Origin of the sequence: Corynebacterium sp. CCUG 61414, from assembly GCF_024453945.1 — a bacterium.
GTDB classification, from domain to species: Bacteria; Actinomycetota; Actinomycetes; order Mycobacteriales; family Mycobacteriaceae; genus Corynebacterium; species Corynebacterium pseudogenitalium.
In genome coordinates this window covers 1-12,844 of the sequence record NZ_JAGPYU010000007.1, presented here as the reverse complement: position 1 = coordinate 12,844, position 12,844 = coordinate 1, and the positions used below count along the sequence as shown (strand labels likewise).

Sequence of the window (12,844 nt, the reverse complement as noted above, 5' to 3'; positions counted from 1 at the left end):
ACACCACACCATCGCCCCATCCCTTTTCGCCTCATTTTTACAATTGCATGCATATATTCATGTAATTGGCAGCATGCTGTCCGTATGCAGTGCTATAAAAGAGCCTATGTCTTACCTCGTACGAGTGACCTTGCCCGACCTACCCGGCAGTCTTGGCGAACTCGCGGAAGCCTTCGGCGTAATCGACGCAAATATTCAGTCCGTCGACATCGTCGAGACTGATCCAAGCGGTACCGTCACTGACGACATTGTTGTCAGCTTGCCCACCGGAACGATGGTCGACGCACTCATTACAGCAGCTTCAGCCATCGACGGCGTTGAAGTTGATTCGATCCGCCCGTTCACTGGGCGCGTTGACCGCAGTGGGCACATCCGGATGCTGGCGAAAATCGCCGAGCTTGCAAACAATCCGAAGCAGGCACTCGACGAGTTAACCGTGATGATCCCCCAGGCAATGACCTCTTCCTGGGCCGTGGTGCTGAAGCACACCCCCGAAGGACTCGACCGCCTGTGCGCCTCCCAGGCTGCACCAGAAGATGACCAATCCCACCCAATCATGCCACCGCTCGAGCATGCGCGGGTGCTCGTTCCGGACAACGACGCGTGGACACCAGAGTCGTGGTGGCAACTCGATACCGCGCTTGCCATCACTCCCCTCGGCGCCTCCGAGTACATTCTCGTTGTCGGTCGCATCGGCGGCCCTGATTTCCTTGCATCAGAGGTAGCTCAGATCGGAGACTTGGGAACCATCATCGGTTCGATAATTTCCTAGTCTTCAACTCCTTCTGGCCCCTGTTCGAGCAGGCGGGTGAACTCTTCCTCGTTGAGAATCCTGAGGCCGAGCTCACGCGCCTTTTGCTCTTTTGAACCGGCATTTTCGCCGACGACCACAAAGTCCGTCTTCTTTGACACAGACCCCGATGCCTTACCACCACGCGACACGATCGCCTCTTTCGCGCCATCACGCGTGTATTCCTCGAGCGTGCCCGTCACCACCACGGTGATCCCCTCAAGGGTTTGCGGAGCAACGTCGGCGGCATCAACTTCCATCGTCACGCCAGCAGCTGTCCACTTTTCGACGATCTCGCGGTGCCAGTCAACGCGGAACCACTCTTGGAACGATTCCGCAATGATGGCGCCTACTCCGTCTGTTTGCGCAAGGTCCTCCAGTGGGGCGTCGACAAGCGCTTCCATGTTGCCGTAACGGGAGGCGAGCGCACGAGCTGCGGTCGGACCGACGTGTCGAATCGAAAGCGCGACGAGGACTCTCCAGAAATCGGCATTTTTCGCAGTGTCGAGGTTCTCCAGTAGCTTGCGGCCAGAGGCATTTACCGCACCTTTCTTCGTGGTGTAGACCTGTGACTTCTTGAGGTCTTCCTCTGTGAGATCAAACAGGTCGCCCTCGTCTTGGATCACACCAGTGTCAATCATGTCCTGCGCGCCCTTTTCGCCCAGCGCCTCAATGTCAAAGGCGCCGCGACTGGCGAGGTACTTCAGACGTTGCGCCAGCTGGGCCGGGCATGAACGCGTATTCGGGCAGCGCCAGTCCGCATCCCCTTCCTTCGCAGGCGCCAACGTTGCCCCGCAACTTGGGCACTCCGCGGGGAACACGAACTCCCGCTCCTCTCCAGTGCGAAGATCTGCGACGGGACCCAACACCTCAGGGATAATCTCGCCAGCTTTACGCACTACGACCGTGTCACCAATGAGGACGCCCTTGCGGCGGACCTCGGTCGGATTGTGCAACGTCGCCATGGCGACAGTCGTACCAGACACGAAAACCGGCTCCATTACCGCGTACGGTGTTACTCGGCCAGTTCGCCCAACGGAAACCTCAATATCGAGCAGTTTCGTCGTGACCTCCTCCGGCGGGTACTTGTACGCGATCGCCCACCGTGGCGCCCGCGACGTCGCTCCTAGTTGGCGCTGTTCCTCAACCGCATCGACTTTTACAACGAGCCCATCCATCTCGTGGATCGCGTCGTGGCGGTGCTGTTCCCAATAGCGAACGGCATCCACCACCGCATCAGCAGTTGCTGCGCGCTTTGTGTATTCAGACACTGGCAGCCCCCAGGCTGCCATCTGCTCGTAGGCTTCGTGCTGGGTCTTCGGGGCAAACCCCTCGCGCGCACCGATGCCGTGGCAAATCATCCGCAGTTTGCGCTTTTTCACATCCTCGGGATCCTTTTGACGCAAGCCTCCGGCAGCCGCGTTGCGCGGATTCGCGAACGGTTTCCCGCCCTCTTCGATGCGAGCAGCGTTGAGATCTGGGAAGTCCTCGGGCCGGATAAAAACTTCCCCTCGCACCTCGACTAGCGCCGGGGCATCGCCCTGCAGCTGGTGCGGAATATCTTCAATGACCTTTGCATTGGCCGTAATGTCCTCGCCCACGCGCCCGTCACCACGCGTAGCAGCGCGAACCAGCTCGCCGTTTTCATACACGAGGTCGATCGAAAGCCCGTCGATCTTGAGCTCTGTCAGATACGGGCCCGGCGCCTTTGCCAGCCAGTCTCGTAGCTCTGCCTCCGAGAAAACATTATCTAGGCTCATCATCCGCTCGAGGTGCTCGACATCGTCGAACGCACCGCCGGTCGGCGCACCGACCTGCATCGTCGGTGAGTCCGGAACAGCGAGCTCGGGGTGCTCTTCCTCAAGTCGCACCAAGCGCTGGAAAAGCTCATCAAACTCGGCGTCACTAATAACGGGTTGGCTGTTGTAGTACAGATCCCGATGGTGACGAACTTGGCTGGCAATCTCATCCCAGAGTCGACGCACATCGACGTCATTAGCAGGCAATTCGTTCACATTTTCGTTCATAACGTGCAAGTCTAGCGTCTCTGTCCGACACGGTTAGTAAGGTAATGTGCATGGCTTTCTTCGACGCATCCCGCATGATGTCCTTCGACCTCGAGACGACTTCTGTGAACCCACGCACTGCTCGTATTGTGACGTCCTCCCTTGTCACGATCGACGGTGCGCAGGCGAACGCGCACGAGGCGCTCGCGGACCCAGGGGTTGAGATACCCGCAGAGGCTGCCGCGGTCCACGGCATCACCACGGAGTACGCCCGCGCGCACGGCCGCCCGCACGATGAGGTCTTGCAAGAAACAGTTGACATGATTAAGCGCGGTTGGGAGGACGGCCTCACTCTCATCGTTTTTAACGCGCCGTATGACCTTTCTGTGCTGCGACAGCTCACCGGAGACTTCACTGTAACCGGCCCGGTTTTCGACCCTCTCGTCATCGACCGGGCGAAGGACCGCTACAGGAAGGGGAAACGCAACCTCGGCGCTCTGTGCGAGCTGTACGGAGTGAAGCTCGACAACGCTCACGATGCGACGGCTGATGCGACCGCCGCTGCGCGCCTTGCGTGGAAGCAGGTCCGCTCCACCTACCCTGAACTCGCCCAGATGAGCACGGACGAGTTGATGGAGTTTCAGGCCGTGGAGTACTACAAACTCCAAACAGAGTTGCGGGAGTTCTTCGAGTCGAAGGGGCGTGATGTCTCAAACCTCACGACGTCGTGGCCGATGATCGGGGATGCGAGTTAGCGCAGCCCTTCCGCCATTTCAGCGGCTTCACGGTAGTTCGCAGCGGCCTGTTTCAACGTATCCGCGGGTCGTGCCCACACGTCGAAGCTGCAGGCCTCAGGGTCGGTTTGGAGTTCGTCGAGCACGTTCCACACATCCCTTGGCCGCATGGGTGCAAGCGCGAAGCGGCTGCCGCGATCGAGCAGTTGCGCAAAGCGGTCTTTTTCGGCGGTTGATTGTAGGTCCGCAAGGTCTACGGTCTGCCAAGGGACGTTGATCATCATTGGCGCGTGGAGTAGGTACTTACCAAAGCCTGCGAGGCGCTCCTCCGGTTCTGGGTATGCCGGGATGCGTTCGGCATCAGTCGCACCACGCAGTGAGCCTCTCATCACGGCGTCGAGGCTTGGCTCGTCGATTTGCAGCACTGTCGGAGCTAATCGACGCCCCACATCTTCTCGATGATCGTCAATAGCCTGTGCAAGCGCCTCGGTCACATCCCGCAGCGCACCAGTGTCCGTGATCATGCGGTGTCCATTGCGCATCTCAATTTCTGCTGCAAGTGTCCAAGGACCGACAACCTGGACTTTGATCGCATCGAGCTTGCCGGCCCACAGCGATTCCAGGACATCCAGGTCGCGATCCATCTGGTCACGCACCGCCCGGTGCTGGGTGCCAACGCGCCATCCGCGCGGGCCGCGGTCGATGGGAATGTCGAGCAACGCGGCTGTTCGCCCAATCAGGTCACTCCCGATCCCACGCTCTGGCAGCTGTGGAATGTGTGGCAGCGGTGATTCTGAAAGCACAACGTCCGCGGCAGTGACGAGGTCTGTGCCGGGCAACTCCCCGAGGCCGAACGCCGTCATGGTTGCACGCTCGAAGTCCCACAAATCGTGCCGGACCCCAGCACCACGTCACCGCGCCCGTCCGGGTCAGGCAAGTACAGCACGGCAGCCTGCCCTCGCGCGACTCCCTCCAGGGGCGTCTCCAACTCGAGATGCATGCTGTTGCCCTCAACGCGTGCGTGGCAGGCGACGACCCCGCCGTGCGCACGGATCTGTACATTGGCCGCGAACTCACCTTGCATCGCCGGATGCAGTACTTTCAGGCGGTCTGCGTCGATCTGCCAGACTTTGAGCGCTTCGCGCGGCCCGACAGTAACCGTGCCCGTGGTGGCGTCGACATCGGTGACGTAGCGCGGCTTTCCGTCCTGGGCTGGCACGCGAAGGTTGAGGCCGCGGCGCTGTCCGATGGTGTACTGGAACGCGCCGTCGTGCTCTTTGAGCTCGGTGCCGTCCTGATCGCGCACGATTCCTGGGCGCATACCGATGGACCTACCCAAAAATGCCTGGGTGTTGCCGTCCGGGATAAAGCAAATATCGTAGGAGTCCGGCTTCTGAGCGGTAGCGAACCCGAACGCTGCCGCCTCCTCACGAATCTGAGGTTTTTCCGTATCACCGACTGGGAAGATGCACTTGTCAAGCTCATCACGCGTCAGCACTCCCAACACATAAGACTGGTCTTTCAGCGGGTCCACCGAGCGCCGCAGGTTCCCGTCTTCGTCGATAGTTGCGTAATGGCCGGTAGCGATCGCGTCGAACCCAAGCGCGACAGCGCGCTCAAGCAAGGCAGCAAACTTGATTTTCTCGTTGCATCGCAGGCATGGATTCGGGGTCTCACCATGCTCGTACGACCACACGAAATTATCAATGACCTCGGCTTTAAAGCGATCGGAAAAGTCCCACACATAAAATGGAATCCCGAGTTTGTCGCACACACGTCGAGCGTCCGCAGAATCCTCCAGCGAGCAACACCCGCGTGCCGACTCTCTGGTGGCCTGCGGGTCCTGCGAGAGCGCCAGGTGCACGCCCACAACGTCGTGGCCAGCTTGGACAAGGCGTGCAGCGGCCACTGAGCTGTCCACGCCTCCACTCATCGCCACTAAAACTCGCATGTGGCGGAAGTGTACCCGCGAGCAGGAGGAGAAGAAAAGCGTACGCCGAATCATACCCAGGCATGACGACAGCCCTGCGCAGGTCGATTAGGTTATGGATATGCCTCCCTTTACTGCCCGCCTGCCGATCCGCATGCGTGACGCAAGCATCGCTTTTGTCCTCGGCGTGTGTGCTTCGCTTGGTGTCCTGAGTGCCACGAGATCTGCATGGGCGGTCGTACCTCTCCTGCTGTGGGCTATCGTCGCCCCTTTTTCCCGCTGGCGATGGCCAACTGCAACTGTGCTCACCGCATTCGTCCTATTGGGGATGCGTGCATTCAGCACGAACCTCACGGTAGCGGTGATTGTCGTTGGGGTCTTCACTGCCTACATCATCCGTCGCAATGTTCGCCCAGTTCTTCGCGACTTCGCTGCCATTGCGCTCGTTACAGGAGACCTCGTGGCACTCTCACTCGTATCGCCCGTGCCTCGGAGCATGCCCTTTGAGCAGCAGCTTCCCCACCTCGCGTGGAGCGCCACGTTGCTAGTGGCGGCTGGACTCTTCGGCGAGCTACGCAGGCGGACCGAAGAAGCCGCAACCCGCGAGCTCGAGCAGGCGCTGCGGCAGCAACGGATCGAGCTTCAACAGGCTATGTCTGAGCAACGCGCGTTCCTTGCCCGCGAGATCCACGACGTGGTTACCCATTCGCTCACTGTGATTGTTGCGCAGGCCGATGGCGGACGCTACGGCGGGGACTGCGACAAAGCCCTTCGAGTAATCGGAGAGGTCGGACGGGAATCCCTGGCGCAAATGCGCGAAGTGGTCGCGCTACTTCGTGCGCCCGAGTCGCGGTCGGTGGAACCTTCACCAGTGTCTCTAGATTTCGAAGAGCTGGTTCGTACGAGTCGACTCGGCGGCCTGGATATCACTTACTCGCAAACGGGATCTGCACCAGAGCAGCTACCACTTGCTACGTCCCTTGCGGCCAGACGCGTGGTCCAGGAGGCTCTCACGAATGCGCTCAAACACGGCGACGGCGCTGCTTTGCTTGATGTGACGTGGGAGGAAAAACAAGTGGTAATCCGTGTGAACAATGGATTCGATGGCACTGCAGCAAGCCTTGTCAATGGCCACGGCTTGCGTGGGATGCGGGAGCGCGCCGCTCTTATCGGGGCAACTTTGCAGGCAGGCCCCACCCCCACCAACAGCGGGCGTGCAGAGTGGGTCACGCAAGTGCGAATCCCCTACGTTGAGCAAGGTCTCGCCGGAGTGATACACCCCGACACGCTGGAGCATGCATGAGCACAATTCGCTTAGGGATCGTCGACGACCAGGCACTCTTCCTCCACGGTATCCAGCTCGTCATCGACTCCCAGACAGATTTGGGCGTCGATTGGCTGGCCTCGAACGGCGCTGAGGCACTCGAGCAACAGGCATCCCACCCGGTCGATGTAGTGCTGATGGATGTGCAAATGCCCATCCTCGACGGCATTGCCGCGACGGCCGAGTACGCCAGCCGTTTCCCGCAAACCAAGGTCATTATCCTCACCACGTTCGATGACGAGGATTACGTCGTGGACGCACTGCGGGCCGGCGCCAGTGGGTTCTTGCTCAAGGACACACAACCCGAGGAACTTCTCGACGCCATCCGTACCGTCGCTGCTGGCGATGCCGTCATCTCTCCGCGCGCCACCAAACGCATCATTGCTCGGATCTCTCACAGCACGCGCCAAGCCGCACACGCCGACGAGGAGCTTTCAATTTCTGCGACTGACCGCATGGCGCTTGGCGAGCTCACTGCCCGCGAGCGCGAAGTACTCATCGCAATCGGTCGTGGCTGGTCAAACTCGGAGATCTCTGAGCGCATGTTCATTTCCATGCCAACGGTGAAGACGCATGTCGGGAGGATCTTGTCCAAGACCCAGTCGCGCGACCGCGTGCATGCGGCGCTCTTCGCCTATCGCACGGGCCTTGTCGATCGTTCCGATCTCCTCGATGGCTAAGCACCATCATCCCCCGGTATGACTTGCAAGATCGTACCAAGCTCCGACGCTTTCGGAGCCTCACTTGGCGATAGTGAACACCATGAACTCACCAATCATTACTACGAAGGGCCTGACGAAGGTCTACGGTGCGCACACAGTCGTCGACAAGCTTTCGCTTGAGGTTCCGCAGGGCGCCGTGCACGGGCTCCTGGGGCCGAACGGCTCCGGCAAATCAACCACAATGAAAATGTTGCTCGGCCTGACCACACCAACTGCCGGGGAGATCACCGTGCTGGGGCAGCCGATGACCCGCTCAACACGCGGCGAGGTACTCGCTAGCATCGGCTCACTCATCGAGTCGCCAGCGGCATACCCGCACCTCACCGGTGCGGAGAACATGAAGATTGTGACGCGTCTATTCAAAGCCGATTCTGCAAACGCGCAGCGCGCGGTACGACTTGTTCGCTTGGAAAAGCACATGGACAAACAGGTCAAGAACTATTCGCTCGGCATGAAGCAACGCCTCGGCATCGCAATCGCGCTCGTACGCGACCCTCAATTGCTCATCCTCGATGAACCAACCAACGGCCTCGACCCTGCAGGTATCGAAGAAATCCGCGAGCTTATCATCAGTCTCGCACGCGACGAAGGCCGTACTGTCCTCGTTTCAAGTCACTTGCTCTCCGAAATGGAGAAGATGGCCACCAGCTTCAGCATTATCAACCAAGGCAAGCTCATATTTCAAGGCTCGAAGCAGCAGCTTTTCGACGCCCACCTCCCCGACGTCTACGTCCAAACCCCACAGGCAGCCGTTGCCACCGAAGTTCTACGAGACTTGCAACCACGCATCGTTTCCGGGGGCGTGGCACTACCCGGACTTACCGAGGAGGCCGTTGCTACTGCATGCGCGCAGCTCGTCCATCACGGAGTCCCGATCTACCAGGTTCTGCGAAAGCACCGCAGCCTGGAAGAAATTTTTATTGGGATGACAGGACGCAAGGGGCTTAGCGCATGAGCATCGAATTCTTGAAGCTGCGTCGTACGCACATCTCGCTACTGGGCGGCGTGCTCTCCCTGGGCATCGTACTGTTCGCTTGTATGAGCTTGTTCTCAGACGGCCAAATCGACGCGTTCACCGCTGCCCCGGAGGCAGCATGGTCGGGCCAACTGATTGCGGTTGCGATGTCGCTCGCATTTCTCACCCCACTGCAATTGGCGCTCATTGCCAGTCGCGCCGTCGATAACGAGCATGCAAGTGGCGGGTGGCTGCTCAACGCGGTTGCTGGCGTCCGCAAGGGCTCGCTGCTGCGACGAAAGTTCCGAGTAGTGGCGCCTCTCATCGTCACGCTCAAGCTGATGGAGTTCACGGCGTGCATCGCGCTACCAGTATTGCTGGGTGCGCCGCTGCCTAGCGGAAGCACAGCTGGAGCCTGGGCAGTGTACGTAGTTGCAGCCGTTGTCACTAGCCTAGCGATCACCAGCGCCATGTTCGTGCTCGCAGCGGTCACTGAATCGCAAGTAGGAGTGCTGGCATTTGGCGTGGCGGGAGGCTTCCTCGGCATCACCTCGCTGCTTTCCCCTGTGTGGCTCGCTGAGATGAACCCCTTCGGCTATTTTGCAGTCCTACTCCCATACACCTTCGCTAACGAAGGCGCAGTTCCTACGCAACCAGGTTGGGCTTCGTGGTGTGTCTACGTCGTGTTGCTCGCTACAGGGTTCGTTGCAATAACGCGAATACTCGACAGGAAAGAAATCTAATCATGGACATGATCGTTAACGAGTTTTGTAAACTTCGGCGCACTTACATCACAATCGTTGCCGTCGCCATCCCACTCGTCTCCGTCGTCTTCGGTGCTGGCAACTACGCCGCCAACTCTGAGACTTTGGAATCCGGGTGGACGAGCTATTGGTCCCAGGCGACGCTATTTTACGGCATGCTTTTCATGGTGGCGGGTATTTCGATTCTCGCGTCCTCCACGTGGCGCGTTGAGCACCGTGGCGGCAACTGGAACACATTGCTTACCTCGTCCAGATCGGCGGCGAGTCTGGTCACCGCAAAACTTGCTGTACTCATCGCGATGACCTCAATTATGCAGTGCGTGTTCATCGTCTTGAGCACTATCGGTGGTTGGGTCGCTGGCCTATCAGGCATGCCGCCGATGGCCCTACTCGCATCGTCCTTACTCGCTGTGGTTCCTGCGATGGCAGTGGCCGCGTGGCAAAGCTTCGCTTCAATGCTGGTCCGCAACTTTGCCATGCCAGTCGCCCTTGGCGTGGTGGCCAGCCTCGTCGCTTTTGGTGCAATTGCTGCCGGCGCCACAGTAGCGCAGTTTCTGCTTCCTCCCGTCGGCGTGGCCACGATGCTGTGGATGGGCGGTAACGCAGTCGCGGGCTCGGGTATCCTCGAGTGGAATGCGGTGTCCGGCGTCCTCGCAAGCACCCTGCTGCTTACTGCCACAGCGTGGCTTGCGTCCGTCGTGTACCTGCGCCATGCCGACGTGAAGGCGTAAGGTACTGTCACTGTGCATGGCAGCAAAAAGTGAATTCCATGAAATCGATACCGGCGTCGCGGAGGTTCTCCACGAACCGGACGGCTCCATGGTGCTCCTCGTCAACGGCGTGCCGAGCTCCCACATCGTCCCCGGCGACCCCGAACGGCTGGACTTCGAATACATGAGGTGGATCGCTGATTTTCTGAACGACCAACAGCTTGTCGACGTCCCCCTTTGGCCCAAACCACGCCTAACCCACCTCGGTGGCGCTGCCTGCACACTGCCCCGCTACTTTGCTTCTAAGTGGAACGGCTCGCGCAACACTGTCGTGGAAATTGACATGTCACTTGCCGAGCTCGCCCGCGAACTTTTCGATATCCCCCGTTCACCGGTCGTTAAAATACGAGTCGGTGACGCCCGCGAAGTCACCGACAGCTTCAAACCCAACACCCGCGACATCATCATTCGCGATGTCTTCTCATCAGCGATCACTCCACGAAACCTGACCACGGTGGAGTTCTTCGAGCAAGCGCGGAAATCACTCAGCCCGTCAGGAATATATGTGGCAAACTGCGGCAGCCACGCGGATCTCAAAGAAGCGAAGGAAGAACTGGCTGGCATGCTCGAAGTGTGGCCACACGTTGCCGCAATCGCGGACCCACCAATGCTGAAAGGCCGCCGCTACGGCAACATCGTCCTCATCGCCGCAAACACACCAATCGAGGCCAGCCCTTCGCTAAACCGTGAACTGCTCAAAGGCGCCGTGCCTGCGCAGTTCAAGCACGAAAAAAGGGCCCGTAGCCTTGCTACGAGCCCTCGCTACGACGCGCCTACCGACGTCTAGTGCGCAGCGTTATCCAACAGGATCAGCAGGTCACCAACCTGGTAATCACCAATCATCATGTTACGCAGGTCATCCACGGGCAGTTCGCCCTGAGAAGCCAGGCGCTGGACAAGGCCAGCGATGTTGTTCGCGTCCTTAATATCAAAGCCGAATTTCGCAGCCTCCGACGCAACCTGTGATGCACCCAGGGCACCGGCGGCCAACGCGAGGATCGCGACGACCAGCGCCGTGCTGTTCTGTTCCAGAACCTCAAGCTGATCGGAGTCCGGCACCTGGAACGTCTCAAGGACGCCACCTGCGGAACCGAGATTGCCAGCGGCGAAACCGCCGAACTGTGCACCGGTGCCGTTAAACAAGTTCATATCGACAGTCGCCGGAATACCAGCGACCCGGCCGGAGTCGCTACGCTGCCAGAACGTCAACTTGTCCCAGCCACCGACCGGACGTGGCGGCTGGTTCTGGTATGCGGCAAGCCACAGCGGGTAGCTAGTAAACGCGTTGGTGTTGTTCATCCGCTCGTACCAGAAATAACGGTAGGTATAGAGCATCGGCCGCTTGCCCGATGCACGCTCCAACTCAGTGAGGAAGATCTGCGTCCACGCCGCGAGCTGTGTTGGACCAAGCCCCTCATCGACCTCAAGGTCAAGAACTGGTGGCAGCTGCTGCGCAGGGCCAGCGTTAATGACGTTTGCGAAGTGGCGAGCCTGCGCAATAGGGTCCATCCCCGGTCGCGCATAGTGATATGCACCGACCTTCAAACCTGCATCTGCAGCAGCTTTGACATCTTCTTCGTAAAACGAGTTCTTGTACGTCGTTCCCTCAGTCGCCTTGACGAACGCAAAGTGCTGCCCACCGACCGTTCCTGCCATCTTCCAGTTGATTGGCGCACCACCAGGGCGCTGGTGATCAGCCACATCAACGCCAGAGATCAGACCAGGGATTGATTGAGCATCCGCATGAGGACTCAACGATTGAGGTGCAAAAACAGTAAGCGCAAGGGCAAGCGTCGCGGCCACAAAAGCCGCGGTTGCAGAGCGAAGTCTAGGGGCTACATACATACGCGACACTCTAGCGCACACCAGTCACACCATTCACACGCGACACACACAAATCATCAGACGCTTCAGTACTATCTGCCTGTATGTTGGCTGGGCACCACATTCCCACCACACGCAGACACGACCAGCAAGTTCTCGTCACGACGGGCGGCAAAACCCGGATTCTGGTGCACCCCCTCATGCCACTCGAAAATAGTTCGTGCTGCCGGGGAACAATCCCACACCCCAGCCCGACACACAATAGAAAAACGGAGCCCTCGGCACCGGGAACACTCCCGGCACCACAGGCCCCACAGAACAACTAGCTAGAAGTGCAGACCACCAGACATCGCCGCGGCAACACCACCACCAATTAACAGCAGCAGCACCACAATCGGAGCAACAATCGCCGCAATATTCGTCTCACCCTCCGCCTGGATACGATCCTTGCTTGCCGCATCCTGACGATCATCCTGCACACTCGCCGCTGGGCGCTGCGCCGTCGTCAACTGCTGCGAAGACTCATGCTTACCAGCCTTCGCCGTCGTCGGGGCAGTCTGCGTATTCTGCTGCGGTTTACGAGGCGCACCAGCCATCGCATCACCATCAACATCCGCATCCATGACCGCGGCAACATCAAACCGGCCAGCAAAGGCTTGGGAGCCATCCTCATTGACCACACGCACATCCAACGGCAACGACGACGTCTTCACCACACCAACACTGATTGGCAGCGCAACCGTCGCCTCGCCTTGACCAGCAACCGTAACAACCTGCTCGGCCTTCCCCGACGGGTAGACAACCTCAACACGCATCCGGGCCGCATCCAACCCAGGATTTGCAACCTTCAAGCTCACCGTATTCTCACCACGGTGAAGCTCAGGGTCACCTACAACAGCAACCTTCGCACTGCCCTGCGCGGCCTCAGCTTGCTGCATCGCTTCCTGCTGCGCGGCAAGCGCTTTACCATCAACCTTCACATCGGCGGCACCGATGGTGGAGTTGTAATCCTTGCCGATCTTGCC

The 12,844-nt window shown here is 59.3% G+C and carries 13 protein-coding genes; 8 read left to right on the top strand and 5 right to left on the bottom strand.

The genetic code is table 11. The features are described 5' to 3' along the window. Positions 1–106: 106 nt before the first annotated feature. Complete coding sequence (locus tag KBX14_RS06600) at positions 107–772, top strand: amino acid-binding ACT domain protein (protein ID WP_070362591.1); 666 nt, start codon at positions 107–109, stop codon at positions 770–772. Here the strand turns inward: KBX14_RS06600 and ligA are convergent. Continuing rightward, positions 769–2,817 (bottom strand): NAD-dependent DNA ligase LigA, encoded by a 2,049-nt coding sequence (ligA, locus tag KBX14_RS06595; protein WP_070362592.1) that lies wholly within the window; start codon positions 2,815–2,817, stop codon positions 769–771. The genes KBX14_RS06600 and ligA overlap by 4 nt on opposite strands. A 50-nt stretch (positions 2,818–2,867) precedes the next feature. Between ligA and KBX14_RS06590 the strand changes: the two genes are divergently transcribed. Next, positions 2,868–3,551, top strand: coding sequence for a 3'-5' exonuclease (locus KBX14_RS06590; RefSeq protein ID WP_070363535.1), 684 nt, complete (start codon positions 2,868–2,870; stop codon positions 3,549–3,551). Here the strand turns inward: KBX14_RS06590 and KBX14_RS06585 are convergent. Both KBX14_RS06585 and mnmA read right to left on the bottom strand, forming a co-directional pair. After that, positions 3,548–4,393, bottom strand: coding sequence for a methionine synthase (locus KBX14_RS06585; RefSeq protein ID WP_070362593.1), 846 nt, complete (start codon positions 4,391–4,393; stop codon positions 3,548–3,550). The genes KBX14_RS06590 and KBX14_RS06585 overlap by 4 nt on opposite strands. Continuing rightward, positions 4,390–5,481 (bottom strand): tRNA 2-thiouridine(34) synthase MnmA, encoded by a 1,092-nt coding sequence (gene mnmA, locus KBX14_RS06580; protein WP_070479184.1) that lies wholly within the window; start codon positions 5,479–5,481, stop codon positions 4,390–4,392. The genes KBX14_RS06585 and mnmA overlap by 4 nt, the downstream gene beginning before the upstream one ends. A gap of 100 nt (positions 5,482–5,581) precedes the next feature. Between mnmA and KBX14_RS06575 the strand changes: the two genes are divergently transcribed. The 6 genes from KBX14_RS06575 (at position 5,582) to KBX14_RS06550 (ending at position 10,782) form a co-directional block, all read left to right on the top strand. Then, complete coding sequence (locus KBX14_RS06575) at positions 5,582–6,763, top strand: sensor histidine kinase (protein ID WP_256042137.1); 1,182 nt, start codon at positions 5,582–5,584, stop codon at positions 6,761–6,763. Continuing rightward, the gene (locus tag KBX14_RS06570; protein ID WP_070362596.1) at positions 6,760–7,464 is read left to right on the top strand and encodes a response regulator transcription factor; all 705 of its coding nucleotides are present in this window, start codon (positions 6,760–6,762) and stop codon (positions 7,462–7,464) included. The genes KBX14_RS06575 and KBX14_RS06570 overlap by 4 nt, the downstream gene beginning before the upstream one ends. Before the next feature lie 82 nt (positions 7,465–7,546). Then, positions 7,547–8,461: an ABC transporter ATP-binding protein gene (locus KBX14_RS06565; protein ID WP_070362597.1), complete on the top strand. Its 915-nt coding sequence runs from the start codon at positions 7,547–7,549 to the stop codon at positions 8,459–8,461. Next, a complete protein-coding gene (locus KBX14_RS06560; protein ID WP_070362598.1) occupies positions 8,458–9,204 on the top strand; it encodes an ABC transporter permease in 747 nt (248 codons plus the stop codon). Before KBX14_RS06565 ends, KBX14_RS06560 begins: the two co-directional genes overlap by 4 nt. Positions 9,205–9,206: 2 nt before the next feature. Then, positions 9,207–9,956, top strand: a complete 750-nt coding sequence (locus tag KBX14_RS06555) for an ABC transporter permease (protein ID WP_083433196.1) — start codon at positions 9,207–9,209, stop codon at positions 9,954–9,956. 16 nt (positions 9,957–9,972) lie between these two features. Beyond that, positions 9,973–10,782, top strand: coding sequence for a spermidine synthase (locus tag KBX14_RS06550; RefSeq protein WP_070362599.1), 810 nt, complete (start codon positions 9,973–9,975; stop codon positions 10,780–10,782). Here the strand turns inward: KBX14_RS06550 and KBX14_RS06545 are convergent. Then, positions 10,779–11,840 carry a glycoside hydrolase family 25 protein gene (locus KBX14_RS06545; RefSeq protein WP_070362600.1) on the bottom strand — a complete coding sequence of 354 codons (1,062 nt, stop codon included), beginning with the start codon at positions 11,838–11,840 and terminating at the stop codon, positions 10,779–10,781. The two genes, KBX14_RS06550 and KBX14_RS06545, sit on opposite strands and share 4 nt — an antisense overlap. Positions 11,841–12,145: 305 nt before the next feature. After that, the coding region (locus tag KBX14_RS06540) for a hypothetical protein (RefSeq protein ID WP_256042136.1) at positions 12,146–12,844 on the bottom strand (699 nt) is incomplete at its 5' end.